The 18939-nt window shown below is 60.6% G+C and carries 17 protein-coding genes; 10 read left to right on the plus strand and 7 right to left on the minus strand.

The features are described 5' to 3' along the window. Positions 1 to 68: 68 nt before the first annotated feature. The gene (locus tag AC1DDA_RS11325; RefSeq protein WP_476795812.1) at positions 69 to 1445 is read right to left on the minus strand and encodes a hypothetical protein; all 1377 of its coding nucleotides are present in this window, start codon (positions 1443 to 1445) and stop codon (positions 69 to 71) included. A gap of 209 nt (positions 1446 to 1654) precedes the next feature. Between AC1DDA_RS11325 and flgB the strand changes: the two genes are divergently transcribed. From flgB to cckA, 7 genes are all read left to right on the plus strand, one after another. Further along, positions 1655 to 2056 (plus strand): flagellar basal body rod protein FlgB, encoded by a 402-nt coding sequence (gene flgB / locus AC1DDA_RS11330; protein ID WP_441513047.1) that lies wholly within the window; start codon positions 1655 to 1657, stop codon positions 2054 to 2056. A gap of 17 nt (positions 2057 to 2073) precedes the next feature. Further along, positions 2074 to 2484 (plus strand): flagellar basal body rod protein FlgC, encoded by a 411-nt coding sequence (flgC, locus tag AC1DDA_RS11335; RefSeq protein WP_441513048.1) that lies wholly within the window; start codon positions 2074 to 2076, stop codon positions 2482 to 2484. A gap of 32 nt (positions 2485 to 2516) precedes the next feature. After that, positions 2517 to 2840: a flagellar hook-basal body complex protein FliE gene (gene fliE / locus AC1DDA_RS11340; RefSeq protein WP_441513049.1), complete on the plus strand. Its 324-nt coding sequence runs from the start codon at positions 2517 to 2519 to the stop codon at positions 2838 to 2840. A 24-nt stretch (positions 2841 to 2864) separates the two neighbouring features. Beyond that, positions 2865 to 3131 (plus strand): flagellar biosynthesis protein FliQ, encoded by a 267-nt coding sequence (gene fliQ, locus AC1DDA_RS11345; protein ID WP_441513050.1) that lies wholly within the window; start codon positions 2865 to 2867, stop codon positions 3129 to 3131. A gap of 91 nt (positions 3132 to 3222) precedes the next feature. Beyond that, on the plus strand, positions 3223 to 3981 hold the full coding sequence (gene fliR / locus AC1DDA_RS11350) for a flagellar biosynthetic protein FliR (protein ID WP_476795813.1): 759 nt from the start codon (positions 3223 to 3225) through the stop codon (positions 3979 to 3981). Positions 3982 to 3987: 6 nt separating this feature from the next. Further along, positions 3988 to 5055, plus strand: coding sequence for a flagellar biosynthesis protein FlhB (gene flhB, locus AC1DDA_RS11355; protein ID WP_476795814.1), 1068 nt, complete (start codon positions 3988 to 3990; stop codon positions 5053 to 5055). A gap of 71 nt (positions 5056 to 5126) precedes the next feature. Continuing rightward, positions 5127 to 7628, plus strand: a complete 2502-nt coding sequence (gene cckA, locus AC1DDA_RS11360) for a cell cycle histidine kinase CckA (RefSeq protein WP_476795815.1) — start codon at positions 5127 to 5129, stop codon at positions 7626 to 7628. A 154-nt stretch (positions 7629 to 7782) separates the two neighbouring features. On the opposite strand, the gene AC1DDA_RS11365 is transcribed toward cckA, so the two are convergent. The 6 genes from AC1DDA_RS11365 to AC1DDA_RS11390 form a co-directional block, all read right to left on the minus strand. Next, on the minus strand, positions 7783 to 9096 hold the full coding sequence (locus AC1DDA_RS11365) for an MFS transporter (protein WP_476795816.1): 1314 nt from the start codon (positions 9094 to 9096) through the stop codon (positions 7783 to 7785). A 385-nt stretch (positions 9097 to 9481) separates the two neighbouring features. Further along, positions 9482 to 10555: a serine/threonine-protein kinase gene (locus AC1DDA_RS11370; protein WP_476795817.1), complete on the minus strand. Its 1074-nt coding sequence runs from the start codon at positions 10553 to 10555 to the stop codon at positions 9482 to 9484. Continuing rightward, a complete protein-coding gene (locus tag AC1DDA_RS11375) occupies positions 10552 to 11604 on the minus strand; it encodes a serine/threonine protein kinase (RefSeq protein WP_476795818.1) in 1053 nt (350 codons plus the stop codon). Before AC1DDA_RS11375 ends, AC1DDA_RS11370 begins: the two co-directional genes overlap by 4 nt. After that, entirely contained in the window at positions 11588 to 12688 is a 1101-nt protein-coding gene (locus tag AC1DDA_RS11380; protein WP_476795819.1) for a PP2C family protein-serine/threonine phosphatase, read from the minus strand. The genes AC1DDA_RS11375 and AC1DDA_RS11380 overlap by 17 nt, the downstream gene beginning before the upstream one ends. Before the next feature lie 122 nt (positions 12689 to 12810). Beyond that, positions 12811 to 13812: a CRISPR-associated endonuclease Cas1 gene (gene cas1 / locus AC1DDA_RS11385; RefSeq protein WP_476795820.1), complete on the minus strand. Its 1002-nt coding sequence runs from the start codon at positions 13810 to 13812 to the stop codon at positions 12811 to 12813. Between the two features lie 46 nt (positions 13813 to 13858). After that, complete coding sequence (locus AC1DDA_RS11390) at positions 13859 to 14722, minus strand: MerR family transcriptional regulator (RefSeq protein WP_476795821.1); 864 nt, start codon at positions 14720 to 14722, stop codon at positions 13859 to 13861. Between the two features lie 91 nt (positions 14723 to 14813). Here AC1DDA_RS11390 and AC1DDA_RS11395 point away from each other — a divergent pair, with 91 nt between their 5' ends. The 3 genes from AC1DDA_RS11395 to AC1DDA_RS11405 are packed head-to-tail and all read left to right on the plus strand — an operon-like array spanning position 14814 to position 18894. After that, a complete protein-coding gene (locus tag AC1DDA_RS11395; protein WP_476795822.1) occupies positions 14814 to 15383 on the plus strand; it encodes a hypothetical protein in 570 nt (189 codons plus the stop codon). A gap of 11 nt (positions 15384 to 15394) precedes the next feature. Next, positions 15395 to 15778, plus strand: coding sequence for a hypothetical protein (locus tag AC1DDA_RS11400; RefSeq protein ID WP_476795823.1), 384 nt, complete (start codon positions 15395 to 15397; stop codon positions 15776 to 15778). Next, positions 15775 to 18894, plus strand: a complete 3120-nt coding sequence (locus AC1DDA_RS11405) for a DNA polymerase domain-containing protein (protein ID WP_476795824.1) — start codon at positions 15775 to 15777, stop codon at positions 18892 to 18894. The genes AC1DDA_RS11400 and AC1DDA_RS11405 overlap by 4 nt, the downstream gene beginning before the upstream one ends. Positions 18895 to 18939 lie beyond the last annotated feature (45 nt).

The raw sequence follows: 18939 nt of genomic DNA on the forward strand, positions 1-18939 counted from the left end.
GGCCCGAGGGCCGACATTCCTGTTGATGGCCGCCGGTGTGGGCCGGCGGCGCGATAGCCGAGATCGTCTTAGGACTTCGCCTTGGGGTCGCGCCCGAGCAGGCGGGCGAACTCGGCCTCGATGGCATCGACCGAGAACGGATCGAGCTCCTTCGACTCGGGCTCGGCCGGCTTGTCTGCCTTGGGCGCAGCTTCGGGCTCAGGCTTGGCTTGGGGCTTCGCCTCTGGCTCGGGCGTGGCTTCTTGCCGAGGCTCCGGCTTCGCGACGGCCGCGAAAGCCTCCTCGAACTCGTCCTCGATGATCAGCGGCGTGGGCTCGCTCGGCTTGGGAGAAACAACAGGCGGCGGCGGCTCCGGCGCCTTCATCTCGACCGGCTTAGGTTCGGGAGCCTTAACCGCAGGCGCAGGAGCAGGCACCGCGGCAGCGGCGGGCTTGGGAGCCGCGCGCTCAGGGGTCAGCCCCAGCGCGGCCGCAAGTTCCGCTTCGACATCGCTCGGCAGCACCGGCTGTCGCATCGGCGCGGCCGGGATCGGAGCCGGTTCAGGCTTCGGAACAACCTTCGGCTCGGGCGCAGGCGGCGGCGGCTCGACGGCCGGCTTCGGCGCTTCGGCAACCGGCTTCTCGAAGGGCCTGACCGGCGGCACGGGCGGCTTCACCGGCGGGGCAGCGCTCTCTTGCGAGGCTTCGCCCGGCAGATTGGCTGGGCGCACGGCCGAGAAGGGGCGCTTCAGCGCCTCTTCGAGCTGGCGCGTCATATCGTCGAGCTCGCCCGCGCTGACCGCTGGCGGCGGCGCATGTTCGCGCGCGAAACTCGGGGCCGGACCTGTCGTCAGCGGCGGGATCGGTGCCGGCGGCGCGGGAGGCACGAAAGGCTTCGGCGCCGGCTGTGTCTCGCCGCCGGCGAGGCCGAGGGCAGCTGCAACCCCCGCACTCGCGGCGGCAGTGGCCGCGATATCGCCATGCGCCGGCCCCGAACGCGTCGGCAGCGGCGGCAGAACATCGGGAGCCTCGGTGACGGCAGGCGTCCTGCGCGGTTCGTCGCCGGGGCGCGCGGGCGGTTCGGCCGGCGGAACCAGCGTCTCGAACGGCGGCAGCGGACGGTCGGGCAGCGCCGTCTCATTGTAGTTCGGCGCGGCCGCGCGGCCCCCGCTTCGCAGGATATTGGCTTCGACCACGACGTCGGAGGCACCGCCGATCATGACGAGATGCTCGACATTGTCGCGCCTGATGAGAACGAGCTGGCGCTGGCGGTCGAGATCGTAGCTGTCGACGACACCGAGACGCGGCTGGCGCTGGCGACCGCCGGCATGGCCGCGCAGCCGCAACCGGCCGCCCTGGATCTGCCGCACGAACAGTCCGAGCAGGGCGAGAAGCACAAGGATGACGACAGAGGCGACGATCACCTTCTGCGCGGTCGAGAGTTCCAATCCGAACAAGCTCTGCAAGGTCTGCCTCATCTGCGAAGACGGCCCCGAGCGGCCGAAGTTCCGCACGAGGTTCAACACCTTAGCTATAGCATAACGCTTTCACCATCGGGAAACATGGTGAATGCGTGGTTAACGCGACCTGTGAAATGCCGCAGATTTAACTGCCTGTTAACCATGAGCCCGGCAGGATTTGCCTAGTATCGGGCAATGCAGCGAGGAGCTGGGCCATGGCGAATGACGGCTTGAGCATCGGCGGCGGCCTGATGCAGGCGCTGAAACTGCGCATGCAGTACCAGCAGTCGCGCCAGAAGATTCTGGCCGAGAACGTCGCCAATGCCGACAGCCCCGGCTTCCGCCCGGTCGACCTGAAGCCGCCGAGTGTCGACCCCGCTCGCGCCGGTGTGGCTCTCGCCCAGACCAGCGCCGGCCATATGAGCCTGTCCGCCGGCAATGGCGGCTTCGACGGCACCGGCGCCCCGCGCTTCGAGACCACGCCGAACGGCAATGCGGTGAACCTCGAGGACGAGATGCTCAAGGTCGCGCAGAACCAGTCCGACTATCAGCTGGCCGCCTCGCTCTACAGCAAGGGGCTCGGCCTGATGAAAATCGCCATCGGCAAGGGACGCTAAAGGTTGGGACGCTGATCATGGATCTGATCAAGAGCATCGCCGTCGCCGCTTCGGGCCTGCGCAGCCAGTCTGGCCGCATGCGCGTCATTTCGGAGAACATCGCCAACGCCGATTCCGGCCCCGAGCGCGCGGGGGCCGATCCCTATCGCCGCAAGGTTCCCACATTCCAGCGCCATTTCGACCGCGAGCTCGATGCCCAGCTTGTCGCGCTCGGGAAGGTCCAGCGCGACCAGAGCGCCTTCAAGGTCAAGCACGAGCCGGGCAATCCGGTCGCCGACGCCAACGGCGACGTGAAGATGCCGAACGTCAACTCGCTGGTCGAGATGGTCGACATGCGCGAGGCCCAGCGCAGCTACGAGGCCAATCTCAACCTGATCTCTTCGACGCGCCGGATGATCCAGCGCACCATCGACATCCTGCGCGCCTGAACCGCGCGGCTCCAGAAGGGGACTGAACCGCCATGGCTACTCCGGGTTTCGCCGCGGGCGCCTACGCCTCCATCCAGGGGATGGGCGCCGGAAATCTGATGCGCAAGCCGCTCGTCACGGGCGCGTCGGAAACGGGCGGACCGGATTTCTCCGCCCTGCTTGGCAAGGCGCTCGACGCGACCGCCGAGGCCGGCCGCAAGGCCGATACCCAGACCGCCACCGTTGCCGGCGGCCGGGCCGACATCGTCAATGTCGTCACAGCAGTGGCCGAGAGCGAGGCTGCGATCGAGACGCTGGTCGCAGTGCGCGACCGCGTGATCGCGGCCTATGAAGAAATCATGCGGATGCCGGTCTGACGGCCAAGGGATCGGGACAAGACCATGACCTCCGGAGCCATTCTCGACATCGCGCGCGACGGCATCGTCGTCTTCCTCAAGGTCGGCGGACCGCTGATGGTGATCGCGCTCGTCGTCGGCCTCGCCGTCTCGCTGGTGCAGGCGCTGACCCAGATCCAGGAACAGACTCTCGTCTTCGTCCCGAAGATCGTTGCCGTCTTTGCCGCGCTGATGCTGTTTCTGCCATTCATGGGTGACGCGCTGGCGGGTTATATGGGGCGAGTCGCCGCCCGAATCGCCACGGGCGGATGATCCTGTCGCGACTGCAGCCGGCCCGCGCCGGCGCAGCCCCGCGGCGCCCGCGCTGGCGTGCAGTTCTTGGCGTAAAGGTGCCCGCGGCACGATGCAGATCGCGATCCTGCCCGAGATCAGCGCCCTTTTCGTGCTCGTCTTCGCGCGCGTCGGCACGCTCGTCATGCTGATGCCCGGCATCGGCGAGCGCTTCATCTTTTCGCGCTCGCGGCTGTCGCTCGCCTTCTTCATCGCCCTGATGATCGTACCCGTGGCCCGCCCCTCCCTGCGCATCCCGCCCGATGTCTCCGGCATCGTCGCACTGCTCATCGGCGAATTGCTGATCGGACTGATCATCGGCGTCTGCGCGCGACTGGTGATGGCCTGCCTGCAGACGGCCGGCACGCTCGTAGCCCAGAGCATGGGCCTGGGCTTCGCCATGACGGTCGATCCGACCGGCGGCCTGCAGAACCCGTCGATCGGCAACTTCCTGACCATGCTCGGGACCACGCTGATCCTGACGACCGATCTGCACCACATCGCCATCGCGGCGATCCATGAAAGCTATCGCCTGCTGCCGCCGGGCGGCGTGCCCGAGATGCCGGACATCCTGACGCTCGCGATTCAGTCGGCGGCGCGCGGCTTCTCGCTCGCCGTGCAGATCTCCGCGCCCTTCCTCGTCTTCGGCCTGCTGTTCAATCTCGGGCTCGGCGTGCTCGCGCGGATGATGCCGCAGCTTCAGGTCTTCTTTCTCGCCGTGCCGGCCTCGATCCTCGGCGGGATGCTTGTCCTGCTCGTCGTCGTCGGCGTGATGATGAGCGTCTTCCTCAACGATCTCGGCGCGTTCCTGCGCCAGTTCACGGGAGGCTGACGCGCGATGGCCGAAGATACCGAGAACGAGGACAGGACAGAGGACCCGACCCAGCGCAAGCTGGACGAGGCCACCGAGAAAGGCGACATACCCCGATCGCAGGAGATCGGCACCTTCTTCGTGCTCTGCGGCTTCACGCTGGCCCTGCTGGTCGCCGCCGGCTGGTCGGCCCGCGACGCGATGTTGTCACTGCGCTCCTTCCTGATGAATGCCCATCAGGTGCCGCCGGACGGCGCTGCCTTCATGCAGGTCACGCGGCAGGGCGTGTTGACCGGCTTCATGGCGCTCGGCCTGCCCTTCGCCTTCATCCTTTGCGCCGGGCTCGCTGGCGCCGTGCTGCAGCACAAGCCGCTCTGGACCTTCGAGCCGCTGATGCCGAAATTCAATCGCATCTCCCCGATGGCGGGTGCCAAGCGCATGTTCGGCAAGGAGGCCTGGATCAATTTCGCCAAGGGCCTCGCCAAGACCACGCTGATCGGCACCGTGGTCTGGACCACGCTCTGGAACCAGCACGACAGGCTCGAGGCCTTCGTGCAGATGAATGTGTCGGCCCTGATGCCCGCGACGCTCTCGCTCGCCATCAAGCTGATGGGCGCGGTGCTCGCCCTCTTCGCCATCGTCGCCATCGGCGATTTCGCCTGGCAGCGCTTCAGCTGGTACCAGCGCCAGAAGATGACGAAGCAGGAGATCAAGGAGGAGTTCAAGAACTCCGAAGGCAATCCCGAGGTCAAAGCGAAGCTGCGCCAGATCCGCGCCCAGCGCGTGCGCAAGCGCATGATGGCCGCAGTACCGAAGGCGACGGTGATCATCACGAACCCGACCCACTTCGCCGTAGCCCTGCAATACGAGCCCGGCATGGCTGCACCGCTCTGCCTGGCGAAAGGCGTCGACACCATGGCCCTCAAGATCCGCGAAGTCGCCGGCGAGCACCGCGTGCCGATCATCGAGAACCCGCCGCTGGCGCGCGCGCTTTACGCGACGGTCGACATCGACCAAGAAATTCCTGTCGAACACTATCAGGCGGTCGCCGAAGTCATCGGTTACGTCTTGCGCCTGAAGGGCCGGCGCGCCTAACTCGGCGACGATGCGAAGAAGGATGGCCGCAGCGTTCCCGGTGCGGCCCAGCAGCGAACGGACTTCACCGCATGAGCGGCACCACGGCGACCACGATCGATCGCTCCGACAAGCCCGGCCATATCGGCATCATCCTGCTGGTCGCGGGCCTGCTCGTCGGCGCCGCCATCGCGCTCGGCTTCCTCGCCAATGAATGGGCGCAACCCCTGATCCTGGGATTGCTGGCCCTGCTCTCGGTCGTGGGCGTCTTCGGCCTCTTCGCCTTCGCCATCGGCCTCGTCCAGTTCTCCGGCCGTGCCGCCCGCAACGACCTCACCAAGACGATCGTCGACGGCGCCGATGAGGGCATCGTCGTCACGGAGGGCGAGAACGAGATCGTCTACGCCAACGAGGCCTATCTCGTGCTGGCGGGCGCCACGGGCGCGAACGACCTCAAGCCGGTCGGGCGTCTGCTGACCGGCCGCGCCGACGTCTCGGAGGCGATCTACCGGCTCGCCGCCGCCGCCCGCGAGAACCGCCGTCTGGTCGAGGAAGTCCGTCTCGAACCGGCGCTGAGCGGGCGCGGTGCGGTCGGCTGGTACCGCGTGCGGGTCACGCCGGTGCGGCGCGAGACCGGCAATGCCACGCTCTGGTCGGTCACCGACATCACGCCCGAGCGCGAGCGGCAGGAGAACGCCTTCCAGGAGCTGCAGCACGCGATCGACTATCTCGACCACGCACCGGCCGGCTTCATCTCGATCGACGCCGACGGCGAGGTCTCCTATCTCAACGCCACGCTGTCGAGCTGGCTCGATTTCGACCTTGCCCGCTTCGGCTCCGGCGGCCTGCAACTCGACGACATCTGCACGCCCGCCGCCGCAGCGCTGATCCAGGCCATCCGCGGCCAGCCCGGCGATGTCCGCGTCGAGGTCCTCGACGTCGATCTGAAGCGCCGCAATGGCAACCCGCTGCCGGTGCGGCTGCATCATCAGGTCGCTTTCGGGCAGGACGGCCGCGCCGGCCCCTCCCGCACGCTGGTCCTCAACCGTGCCCCAGGCGAGGCCGGCGCCGATCGTGGCAGCGATGCCGAGGTCCGCTTCGCCCGCTTCTTCCACTCGACGCCGATGGCGATCGCCACCGTCGACAAGAGCGGCGCCATCCTGCGCTCGAACGCCGCCTTCGCCCGGCTCGCCCCATCCGGCACGCAGCCCCGCACGATCCACGATCTCGTCACGCCCGATTCCGGCCTGGATCGCTCCCTGGCCGAGGTTGTTGAGGGCAGCGCCACGGTGAGCCCACTGGATCTCTCCCTCTCCGGCGAGGATGGCCGCTCGGCCAAGCTCTACCTCACCCCGGTTTCGGCCTCAGAGGACGGCGACGGCGAGCGTGCCATCGTCTATGCGCTGGAGACCACGGCGGAGCGCAAGCTGCGCGACAATATGGACCAGGCCGGCAAGATGCAGGCCGTCGGCCAGCTCGCGGGCGGCATCGCACACGACTTCAACAACGTGCTGCAGGTCATCATCAACGCCTCCGAGTTCCTGCTGGCGAGCCACCGGCCGACCGACCCGTCCTTCCCGGACATCATGCAGATCAAACAGAACGCCTACCGCGCCGCCGCGCTGGTCCGGCAACTGCTCGCCTTCTCGCGCCGCCAGACCCTGCGTCCGCAGGTGCTGGAACTCGGCGAGGTGCTTTCCGATCTCTCGCTGATGCTGAAGCGCGTCGTCGCCGACAAGGTGACGCTCGACGTGCGGCAGGGCCGCGACCTCTGGCCGGTCAAGGCCGATCTTGGCCAGCTCGAGCAGGTCATCGTCAACCTCGCCGTCAACGCTCGCGACGCCATGCCGGACGGCGGCAAGCTGACGGTGCGCACCCGCAACGTTGCCCGCGAGGACTGCGTGAGCTTCAGCCACGCCGCCCTGCCCGCCGACGATTACGTGCTGCTTGAAGTCGAGGACAGCGGAACCGGCATCCCGCAGGAGCATATCGACAAGATCTTCGAGCCCTTCTTCACCACCAAGGAGGTCGGCAAGGGCACAGGCCTCGGCCTCTCGATGGTCTACGGCATCGTCAAGCAGACCGGCGGCTATGTCTTCGTCGATTCCACCGTCGGCAAGGGCACGGCCTTCCAGATCTTCCTGCCGCGCCATGTCCCGAGCCAGGAGGAAATCGCTGCCGAGGCCGCGGCCAAGGAAGCGCCCAAGAAACTCGCCGCCGACCACACCGGCGCCGGCATCATTCTGCTGGTCGAGGACGAGGACGCGGTGCGCGCGCTGAATGCGCGCATGCTGGTCTCGCGCGGCTACACCGTCCACGAAGCCGCGTCCGGCGTCGAGGCGCTCGATCTCTTCCTCAAGAACGACGGCCAGATCGACCTCGTCGTTTCCGATGTGGTCATGCCCGAGATGGATGGTCCGACCCTGCTGGGCGAATTGCGCAAGCGCAATCCGAACACCAAGGTCGTGTTCGTCTCCGGCTATGCCGAGGAGGCCTTCCGCAAGAACCTGCCGGAGGGCGAAGACTTCCACTTCCTGCCCAAGCCCTTCACGATGAAGCAGCTCGTCGAGACGGTGAAGGCGGCGATGGGCTGACGGGGCTTTTCGAGGGGCTCGGAGAAACCTTAAAACCTTGCGTCATTCTCGGGCGAAGCGGAGCCTCGACCCCAGAATCTCAGACCAGAGAGACGCCGGGAGCCCTTCGGCGAGAGATGCCCGGGTCAAGCCCGGGCATGACGACCAAAGCCCCTCAGCGCGCCGGAGCCGCGCTGACATCCGCGCCCTGCCGCGAAGCCAGCGCGCTCACCCCGATCAGTGCCAGGATGGTGATCACGGCCGAGAGGCTGAGATAATAGCCGACGAAGGGCAGACCCTTCTCCGTCGCGAGCCAGGTCGCGACGTAAGGAGCGAGCGAGGCGCCGACGATCCCGCCGAGATTGAAGGTGAGTGAGGCGCCGGTATAGCGAACGGAGGTCGGGAACATCTCCGCCAGTGCCGTGCCCAGCGGCCCGTAGGTGAAGCCCATCAGCGACAGCCCGACGACGAAGAAGGCGAGCACGCCGAGGGTGCTGCCCGAGCCGAAGAGCGGCGCCAGCACGAAGCCGAAAACGGCAATGCCCAGCGTCGTCGCCAACAGGGTCTGCCGGCGCCCGAAGCGATCGGCCAGCACGGCCGAGACCGGAATGGTCAGGCCGAAGAACACGACCCCGATCATCTGCAGCGGCAGGAACTGATCGCGCGAAAAACCGAGCTTCGTCGTGCCCCAGCTCAGCGAGAACACGGTCATCAGATAGAACAGCACGAAGGTCGCGAGCGCCGCGAAAGTGCCGCAGAGCAGCGCGAGCTTGTGCTCGGCGAAGACGCTGACGAAGGGCACGCGCACCCGTTCGTGCTTCTCCATCGCCTTGCGGAAGGCAGGAGTCTCGCTGATCCGGAGGCGGACATAGAGTCCCATGAAGACGAGCAATGCGCTGGCGATGAACGGGATGCGCCAACCGAAGCTGAAGAACTGCTCATCGGTCAGCCGCGCGTCGAGCGCGAGGAAGCTGCCGGTCGCGAGGATGAAGCCCACAGGCGCGCCGAGCTGCGGGAACATGCCGTACCAGGCCGATTTGCCGGGAGGGGCATTCTCAGTCGCGAGCAGCACCGCCCCGCCCCACTCGCCGCCGAGGCCGAGGCCCTGCCCGAGCCGGCAGAGCGCCAGCAGCAGCGGCGCGAGCACGCCGACCGCGGCATAGGTTGGCAGCAGGCCGATGGCCACGGTCGAGAGCCCCATCGTCATCAGCGCGGCGACGAGCGTCGCCTTGCGGCCGATGCGATCGCCGAAATGGCCGAAGATGGCGGCGCCGATCGGCCGCGCGAAGAAGGCGATCGCGAAGGTCGCGAAGGACTGGAGCATGGCGGTGGTCGGATCGCCGCCCGGGAAGAACAGCTTCGGGAACACGATCACCGCGGCCGTCGCATAGATATAGAAGTCGAAGAACTCGATCGTCGTGCCGATCAGGCTCGCCAGCAGGATGCGTCGCGGCGAGTTCGGGGCCGTTTGGGCGGGGGCGGAGGACACGTTGGCAACTTTCGAAAACAAATGGAGATTCCCCGCGCAATAACAGGAAACGGCAGGCGCCGGGATGGGAAACGCAGCGGCCAGCCATGCACCAATCGCATACGATGAGGGCAACAAGAAATACCGCATGATAAAATGGCATGACGGGAGGCTCAAATTGCCTCTCCTGACACAAGCTGACATACAGAACAAAAAGGGGTATAGCGATGATACGTCAGCTGTGCCGGTTTTGACCGCAAAGATTCATGAGTTCGTGACTGAGCGGCCTGTGGCGACCCGGTCGGGACGGGTGCGCAACTAGGGCGACGTATAAATATGTGCGTGGTCCAAACGCGGCGTGCTTATGGAGCCCGTTGGTGGCACATGCGGGGCATGAAATAATCGGTCAGTCAATCACGACGACGGGATGACCCCGATGTTGCGGCATTCCGGGGAAGCGAGAATAGCAAATTTTTTGATTAATCTGACTATCAGGGCGGCGCGTGCCGTAGACACTCTCCATACTAAAGAACGTCTGACCATGATGGTCATTCGCGAAGCCGCTATACCCATTTTGAATCAATCTATGTACAGATCCTTCGATCCGATCGACATTTATATAGCACAGTTTTGAGCACTCCGATATTAGCTGATCTGCTGTAGGCCTCAATTTGGGGTCGTAGTTCAGGCAACGATCAACTATGTTTTGAAGCTCTACTGCTAGAGGTGCCAACTGTGTGTTGCTGGCCATAAAATTAGGCCAAGGCTTTCGCGTCCTATTCTTTACGTTAACCGCTGCATCTAGAAAAACACCAAATGGAAAGTCTCCAGCTAAAATTCGAAACATCAACGCTCCAAGTGACCAGATGTCGGCGGCACTCCCTGGATGTTCACCGGGATTTCTAAACATCATTTCAGGCGCCATATAGGGGAGCGCACCTTTGATTGTGCCTGAAGTCGATCGAGTAAGATCGCCGCCATCCCGCGCGGCCAGAGCGAATACTTCCTCTGTCAGCGTCGCGATGCCAAAATCAGTGATCTTAAGTTCATGCAAATTCACTCCAAGTTCGACAATAATATTACTAGGCTTTAGATCGCGATGGATAACCCCAGCATGATGCGAGGCTGCAATTCCTTTTGCCAAGTGGCTGAGCACACGCGCTCCTAAATGCGGGTCTACCGCGCCAAATCGGGTCAATTTTTCTTCTAGTGTCTGACCCGAGACGTATTCCTCAACCAGGAACGGTTGATCGTTTTCAATGAAGTAATCATAGGTTTTTGCCACGTTATGATGGTTTATACGCGCAGCGATCACTGCGCTTTTACTGAATCCTTTAAGAGGTTGGCCGGGCTGCGGTGTCTTCACTGCGACCTCTATATCAACCAAAGTATCGTGCGCCAGATAAACATCTTGCATTCCGCCGCGTCCGATATGTCGGTCGATCTTGTACCGGCTAGAAATTAGTTGGCCTTTTTTCACGGCATAACCTCTGGCATTGAAACGTCAAACGTAACGAAGCGGCGGTTTTGTCCAGGGATTCCGAATGTTATCACGCAGCAACCCGGCACGGCATCACCAGGCTTTGCGGAAGCGTTGTTCAAAAAAACAGAACCCTTCGCATTGGTAACAAAGAAATCAGATCCATCGTATTCAATTTCAATTGTACCAACAGCGCCGGCGTTCACGGATATTTTCTTGTTTATCCGATCTAACTGATGCGCAGTGTTGCCCAAGATAACTAGTGCTCGATGCTGATTTTCGAGTAGCTGCTTCTCAATTGTATGTCGCACTTCTGCCATTGCGGGTCTATCATTTGGCTTAGGGCTAAGGCATCGGTGTATAAGCGTTGCTATTTGCGCTGGGACTCCTGGTAAAATTGCCGAAAGTCCCGGAAGCGATATGGGTCGAGGCGGTTGTTGTATAAGTTCTGTTGGCGCGTTCGTTCCGATTAGAGCAAGCGCTGTCGCACCGAATGCATAAACATCAATCGATGCGTCAAAGCTTATGGTTTTACCTAGCCAAAGCTCCGGGGCCATGAAAACTGGCGTTCCAATTATACTCCGCGTTTTTGCTTGATCGACAGAGCGCGATAGTCCAAAATCTATGATCTTTATTACGCCCTCTTTGTCGAGTCGTATATTACTCGGCTTTATGTCTCGGTGGATCACTCCAGACTCGTGAATATCGCGAAGACCGCAGGCAATTTGCCACAGCGCGTGAAGATACTTGCGACCGGATTTAAAAGAGCCGACATTCAAGTTTTCGCCTTCAATGTATTCAAGCACGATGGCTAGTTCTGGTGCTCCTCTATCGGAGATCTGTACTATATCATAAAGTTGAACGACATGTTTTGAGCGCAGTTTCGCTAGGGCTTTTTGTTCATCTAACAACCTGCGTTCTTCAATACCCTTTTGTAGCCGCTTTATAATTACCGCGCGCTGCAAGTGAGTGTCCGTACACTCCAATATCTCACCCATTCCACCGGCTGCCGTCGCTCCGGTGGGTTTGTATCTATTCGCGATGATCATCGTCGTCTTTCGGATCGGGAGATTTCTCGATCTGGATTTCGAGCTGGATTTCGTCTTTTGAGGGCGCCTGCCCGCGATTTCGTTCGGGCTTTTTTGGCGTACGACGTGCCGTTTTTCGTTCTTTGGGCGTTGGGGGCGGCGCATTGGCTGCCGCTTTAGCCGGCAGTTTTTCGTCAGTTGTGTTCAACGGTCGCTGGGGAGCGTCGTGGCCGTTCCGAAGCCATGTTATAGATAGCATGCCAAATGGATCCCAAATCTGGATCGTGCCATCTTGGCTTTTTGAAAGATGTGAGGAAACGGCCTTCAGGTCAACTAAGGCAATAGATGCATTGTCATGACCGCCGCACCATCGAGCCAAAGCAGATAGGCGCTCGCATGCCGTTTTTGGTTCAGAAGCATGAAATAGTACACTTGCAAACGTCGACTGGTCGATGTAGTGGATCCCGTCGCTAGTAATGGCTAGCTGTTGTACATCTGCAGATATGGATTTAATATGAGGCTGAATACCTTTCCCCATGCCCATAAATTGAAGGAGTTCGCGGCCGTGGCCGCCGACAGCCTCTTCGAGTGAATCGTCTATTGTCAAGCGTTCTAACTTTACTCCTTTTCCGCAGGAGTAAATCCGGCTATCGCCGACGTTGATGATTACAGGGGCGGCGCCGATGTCAAATAACAGTGCGGAGAAGGTCGCTCCGCCGTGCCCGCCTGCAAATTTATGGACTATGTCATTCGCAAAAGAGATTGCAGCGGCAGCCCGCTGCTCAATTCCTTGGTGCCTATTGAGAGCTAATGCATAGAAAAATGACGAAATCGCCAACGAGGCGCACTTTTCGCCATCTCTCATGCCGCCCATACCGTCGGCAACCACGATCGCAATTATCGGTTGGCTATGATTGATCCTAAAGGCTGCGACGCGATCCTGATTTTCGGTCCGCTGAAGGCCAATGTCGGTCGCTAGAACGACCGGGAGGTCAAAACAAACTTGCTGGGCGCGGTCGGGCGATGGCCGCGACAGCCACGTTCCAATGGTCTCTTGAAAGATATCGCCGATATTGTCGGTAATCTGGTGCGGGAAATCCTGCATAGCCTGGTGCACTCAAACGTCCGAATCGGTGAGCATCATGGTAACATTGGTACACGTTTGGCGAAGCTCACGGGCCTGAATGTGCGACCCGCTGTGCTTTTTCGAGCATGGCAGGGCATTTTTTACAAACCTCTGCGCGATGCAGCTATTGAGATCGCAACAATCTGTCGCGCCAGTTGTGGACTAAGCCGGCAAACGCCATCAGATCGGAGGATGAAATCCGCTGGGTGCAAAGGAGTTGATTTCAGCAAATCTATGATGGAACGGTCAATGTCCGCGCGCTGCAGTTCCATCAGGTCGAAGACGAAAGCGGACACTCCATGTCCACCTTCATGCATGATTCCGATCGTTGGATCGTATCCGTCGGCTACCGCTTTCAGTCGCTGCTGGCTCTCCAACACTGTATAAGCATAATTTAGGATCGCGTTCACGGGGTGGGATGCATTTCGACTTCCAGCCAATGCAAAGTCAGAAGTTCTCGGTCCGATGGATCGCCAGTCGTCTGGGATTGGACTTCGCGTAAGCCCCCGCCATTTGATCGGAATGTCGCGCCATGCTCGAAAATATGAAGCAGCACTGTTGGCCTCGATGATGCGCAAGGCGAAAATGTCCTGCGGCGGCGTCAATTCCAGCACAGACAAATCCGCATAGGCCCGCTCCATCGCGGCGTTCCACCGTGACGAGCGCGGGACAGCCTTCTCCAGCGTCAGAATGCAGCCTTCGATTTTGCGCGATATCAGGTCGATGCACCAAGACATGCGCGCCGCGTGATTGGCGCGGGTTTCCCGCTGCCACTGCACGCGATGCGGATTTGCAGCGTAGCCATTGGGGGACTGGACGGTCGCGATTTCGCCACGCCAGGTAAGGCGCGTCAGGGTCACATTCTGTTCGGCAAGCCAATTCAGCACGTCGAATGTGATATTTCCGCTGCCGTCCAACATGATGATCTGCGGCGGGATATCCAGGCTTCCGCGAAAAAAACGGAATTCCTCGCGCTCCTGTGGGTGGTGTGTGAAACCGTTGCGGACCAGCAGTGAGCCGGATTCGATTTTCAGAGCGACGCCGTGACCGCATAGAATAAGTGGATCGGTGCTGCGCTGAGTTTTGGTCGGACGCTTCGACAACTGAGAGCGACCGGCCCATATTACAGAGCGCCAGCGCCATGATCGTTCAATCTCCTCTTCCCGCGCCTGAGGGTGCAATATTTTCACGCTCCCTAACGGCTTGGGCGACTGCCATAGCGAGATTTGCAACGACCCAGTCTGGCGAAACTAGTGAACGGCCTGCGACCGCAAATCCGTCCAGAAATGTCGCATCTCGCACGTCCAATGTGAATCCAGAAAATGCGTGAGCAATCCAAAAAATTTGCATGAATTGCCAATAGCTTGCCGTGCCAGTCCTCAGGTCGATTTCGGTCGCCCGGACAAGGTAAGAATGCGCCGATTGATCAGTCGATTCACTATCCCCAAATAGGCCGGCAGCTTTGTCCGCGAGCTGCGCGACGAATTCATTCTCGATCGAGACAGGTACCTCGCCGCCCCCCCAGACTGCCACCGAACCGGCCAGCAGCATATCATTGGGGGAAACGCCAGAACTCCACGGAGCGACACCAGGATCGGGCTGCTGCATTTTCACGATAGCATGTGCATGCTCACTGGGAAGCAATCGATCGCGGTGATCGAACTGCTTCCGCATATGACGGGTGGTATTTTTTTGAAGTCGCGAATGCTCTAATATTATTGATTCAAGAGCCGATTTGTATTCAAATAATAAATCATCGATCCAAAGATAAATTCTAGCGAGAGATTTACGTTTAATTCCTTGCGAAGACAGAGTTATTATTCTCAATCCGGCTTCCAAGCAAATCTCTGAATATTTCCAAATTGGGTTTATACCTCGTTTTTGGCCGATCGGCTTGGGCGGCGGCAGCAGACCTTCATCAATCCAATCACGGAGCATCCGTGCCGTGACTGGAGGCAATCCCGCACGCTCGGGATGAGTGTTGATCTGAGATAGCAGTTCATCTCGCGTCACAAGCTACGCCCAATTTTACAGATGCCACCCGTTCTGTGTGCGGCGATGGTGAAGACTCGGAATCGATGGAGCCTCATTGGAGGCCGATTCGATGCCGAGAGACCACAAGCTTGAATACAATCGCAGGCTCATGCGGGCCTTCGTCAAAGGCCATTCGCGATCCCAAGCGCGAGGTCATGCCAGAGCAGGCGAGAAACCGATACGCGCGCCGCCTACACAGGCCGTGCCGGACGCCCGCCTTGAAGCCGCGCTGAAAGAGCTTCGCCGTACGCAAAGCCAAAGCGGCGCGGCACGAGAGGCGGGCGTCTCAGCCGAGCGCTTCCGCAAGTTCATTCGCGAGAACGAATTGGCGCAGCGGCAGGGGCGTACTTGGGTCTTCAACGACCAACGTCCCCGAGAGATGTCGGCATTTACGACCACAGGACCACGCGTTCTGAAAGTCGCCGGCTTCGATAAAACCTCGCTCATCGGCCGGCATGAAGCAGCGGTGAAGAACTTCCTGAACACCAACGACGCGTCGTTGCTCGCGCCGTTCAAAGGCCAGTCCGTCAAAGACATCGCAGGCCGCACCCACTTCCTCGAAAGCCGCCCGAATACCATTCATCGTCTCGCAAACAGCGAATTCGAGGCTTTCGAGATGGTCTACCGGCTCATTCAATAAGGATCACGACCGTGAATTCCCACGAGAAGAAAATCGCATTGAAGCGCGCAATCCGTTTGGAGCGTGCTCACGAACGCCTTGGCTCAAACGAACCGCGCTGCCTGCATTGCGATGAGGATTTTCCCCATTGCCTGGAGCTGCACCACATCGCCGGCCGCGCAATCCACGATGACGTTGTGATCGCTTGCCGCAACTGCCACCGCAAACAAACTGAACTGCAGAAGGATCATCCGGCGCCCCTCTCCCAACCACCGCATGTCCTGGAGGTGATCGGCCGTTACCTGCTGGGCATCGCCGACCTGTTCCGGCTCCTCATTGGCCGCCTCGATGAATTCGGCCGCAAGCTGATTGAGCTCGCTGCTTTGGAAACCATGACCGTTGGAGGTCAGGCATGACCATACTCCGCCACGAGACACACCCCGCAACCTCCCTCTCGCAGCCGCTGGAAATCTTCATTCGAGCCTATGTCCCGACAAAGGCAGCGTCACGAACCTCAAAGAATCGCAAGCGCCAGGCCGGACCGTCTGTATTCACGCTTGTCTTCGACACGGAAACCACGACGGACCCGTCGCAGCGCATCAGGTTCGGCGGATTTCAGTTTCGCGAAGGCGATGCGATCCACACGGCCGGGATCTTCTGCGATCCGGACACGCTATCGCCGGCAGAGCAAGTCTTGCTTCAGGCCTTCGCCAAACAGCGCGGCCTGGAATGCATGACTGTCGCCGCCTTCGTCGATGACGTCTTCTACGGCATGGCTTTCGATCTGCGCGCCCGCATCGTCGGGCTGAACTTGCCGTTCGATCTCTCGCGCCTGGCCAGGAGACACGAGCCGGCTCGGCGCACCATGAAAGGCGGCTACAGCATGCAGTTGTCGGCCGATCCATGGAAGCCGCGCGTTCAGGTCAAGCACCTTTCCAGCCGTGCGGCCTTCATCCAATTCGCTGGACAAAAAAAGCGTTTCGACAATCGCCGGACCCGAAGAACCGATCAGCCGGCTGTGCGTCGCGGCGCATTCGTCGATCTCAAAACCATCGCTGCCGCGTTGACGAGCCGATCCTTTTCGCTCGGCGCTCTCGCGAAGTTTCTCAAGCTCAAGACGCAGAAGGCCGAAACCGACGAGCACGGGAAAACCCTTACATTGGAATATCTCAGCTACGCCATGCAGGACGTGCAGGTGACTTGGGAGGCCTACGTCGCGCTGAAAGAGCGCTTCGAAGAGCACGGTCTAACTCTGTCGGAGGTGAGCCAGATCCTCAGCGAGGCCGGCTTGGGCAAGGCTTATCTCAAGGAGATGGGAATCCGACCCTGGCGCGACCTTCAGCCTGAATTCCCCGATGTGATCGTCGGCGCCATCCTCAGCACGTATTTCGGCGGGCGGGCAGAGGTCCATATCCGGCGCGTCCCGACGCGCGTGCTCTATTGCGACTTCCTGTCGATGTACCCGACTGTCTGCACGCTGATGCGTCTTTGGCCCTTTGTCATTGCCGAGTCGATGAGCCACCGCGACAGCACCGCCGAAACGTCCGCATGGCTTGCCAGCGCGACACCGGCCGACCTGCAAAAGCCGGAGAATTGGCTTCGCCTTACGACGCTCGTGCAGATCAAGCCCGACGGCGATATTCTGCCGGTTCGAGCGCGATATGAACCGCCGGCCACGGCGAAGGGGAATGGTGCCAGCTCGACCACGATCGGGCTCAATCACCTGAGCTATGACGGGTTGCTATGGTTCACGCTTGCCGACTGCCTCGCGTCGAAGTTCCTGAGCGGCAAATCTCCCGAGGTTGTTCGCGCTGTCACCTTCGAAGCCGGTAAGCCTCAGCCCAATTTGAAGGCCGTCCGCATCGCGGGGCAGAACGGTCCTTCCATCGCCCCCTATACCGACGACGCCTACCGTCATCTCATCGATCATCGCTCGCGCATCAAACAGCGCATGCACGCGGCGAAAGGCGCCGAACGGGATCGCTTGGACAGCGAACAGTATGCGTTGAAAATTCTCGCGAATTCGACGAGCTACGGCATTTTCATAGAAGTGAATGTCGAGGACCTGGACAAGAAGGAACGCCGCGATTGCCATTTTGGTGGAGCGCAGCCTTTCGCGATCGGAACCACGGTGTCGGAAAAGCCCGGCAGCTACTTCCACCCTTTGCTCGGCACTCTCATTACCGGCGCGGCGCGGCTGATGTTGGCTTTGACTGAGCGGGCGATCGTTGACGCCGGCCTCAATTGGGCATTTTGCGATACCGACAGCATGGCCATCGCAAAGCCGGACGACATGGGCGAGGCCGAATTTATCGACCGCGCCAAAGCGGTTTGCGATTGGTTCCTGCCGCTAAATCCCTACGAGCAGAAAGGGCCCCTGCTCAAAATCGAGGAGGCCAATTTCGCAATCGGAAAGCGGGACATCGTGCCGCTTTGCTGTCTTGCGATCTCGTCGAAGCGCTACGTTCTCTTCAACTTGGATGACGACGGCGTACCCATCATTCGCAAGGCGTCGGCGCATGGGCTTGGGCATCTCCTGGACCCGTATGCAGAGGACGAAGCGCCATCGGCAATCCCCGCGCCATCGGCAAAACTCTCGGAAATCGGCGTCCGGCGCTGGCAGTACGACCTTTGGTTCAAGATCATTTGCGCCACCTACACTGACAAACCCGCCGTGGTGCCGCTGGATTATCACCGCAGCCTGCGCAATCCCGCAGTGTCGCGCTATGCCGCGACGACGCCCGCGCTGCTGACATGGTTTAAGGGCTACAACGCTTCGCGGCCCTATGGCGAGCAGGTGAAGCCATTTGGCTTTATGTGTGCGCTCCAGGCCAAGAACACTTTGATGGTTCCCAAATCCGCAAAACGAACCGGAAGCGCCCCGATACGACCGATCGCACCGTATTTCAGCAATACGGCCGAAGCGGCTGGCCATTGCTTCGACAGGGAGACGGGAACGCCGATCGATCGCGCATTGCTGAAATCCAATGCGGACGCCCTGCGCAGCTACCACCTCAGCCCGGAATCGAAATTCGAGAACGCTGACTATCATGATGTCGGGGTGACAGGGCGACGGCACATCCAGGCGGTAGGCATCCGCTACATCGGCAAGGAAGCCAACAATTGGGAGGAAAAGTCGATCCTGGGCGTCGATGACGAGCTGAGCGTCGAATACGGCGTGAGCCCGGAAGCTGAGGCCATAATCGCCGAAATCCTGGCAATGGCATTTGGAAGCGATCGGAAGCTGGCCGAAGATGCAGGGATCTCCCGCACGACGCTGCGCAAGCTCGGGAAGGGTGGAAAAGTCCGATCGACGACGCTGACGAAAGTCGTCGCTGGAATTGGAAAGCAAAATGCCGAAATTGCTGACGTCGCCAAATTGCGCGAATTGGCCAGGGCCGAAATTGCCGAAATTGGTTTGACCGAATTCGCCAAGCGGCTGAATTGCGATCCGTCCAATCTCTCAAAATCAATTGCAGCTCGGCGGAAAATCAGCGCGCAATTGAAATCAAAATTGGTAAACTATTTTTGATAATAAAATCAGCTACTTAGATCACGGCAAGGGATGCCCTTCTGC

The sequence above is a fragment of the Allobosea sp. 10N428 genome (genome assembly GCF_056394545.1).

Excerpts from the sequence above, each read along its gene's own strand:
- AC1DDA_RS11395 (WP_476795822.1), top strand. The coding sequence starts at position 14,814 with ATGCCGAGAGACCACAAGCTTGAATACAATCGCAGGCTCATGCGGGCC.
- fliR (WP_476795813.1), top strand. The coding sequence starts at position 3,223 with ATGCAGATCGCGATCCTGCCCGAGATCAGCGCCCTTTTCGTGCTCGTC.
- flhB (WP_476795814.1), top strand. The coding sequence starts at position 3,988 with ATGGCCGAAGATACCGAGAACGAGGACAGGACAGAGGACCCGACCCAG.
- fliE (WP_441513049.1), top strand. The coding sequence starts at position 2,517 with ATGGCTACTCCGGGTTTCGCCGCGGGCGCCTACGCCTCCATCCAGGGG.
- flgB (WP_441513047.1), top strand. The coding sequence starts at position 1,655 with ATGGCGAATGACGGCTTGAGCATCGGCGGCGGCCTGATGCAGGCGCTG.
- flgC (WP_441513048.1), top strand. The coding sequence starts at position 2,074 with ATGGATCTGATCAAGAGCATCGCCGTCGCCGCTTCGGGCCTGCGCAGC.
- cckA (WP_476795815.1), top strand. The coding sequence starts at position 5,127 with ATGAGCGGCACCACGGCGACCACGATCGATCGCTCCGACAAGCCCGGC.
- fliQ (WP_441513050.1), top strand. The coding sequence starts at position 2,865 with ATGACCTCCGGAGCCATTCTCGACATCGCGCGCGACGGCATCGTCGTC.
- AC1DDA_RS11375 (WP_476795818.1), bottom strand. The coding sequence starts at position 11,604 with ATGATCATCGCGAATAGATACAAACCCACCGGAGCGACGGCAGCCGGT.
- AC1DDA_RS11380 (WP_476795819.1), bottom strand. The coding sequence starts at position 12,688 with ATGCAGGATTTCCCGCACCAGATTACCGACAATATCGGCGATATCTTT.
- AC1DDA_RS11405 (WP_476795824.1), top strand. The coding sequence starts at position 15,775 with ATGACCATACTCCGCCACGAGACACACCCCGCAACCTCCCTCTCGCAG.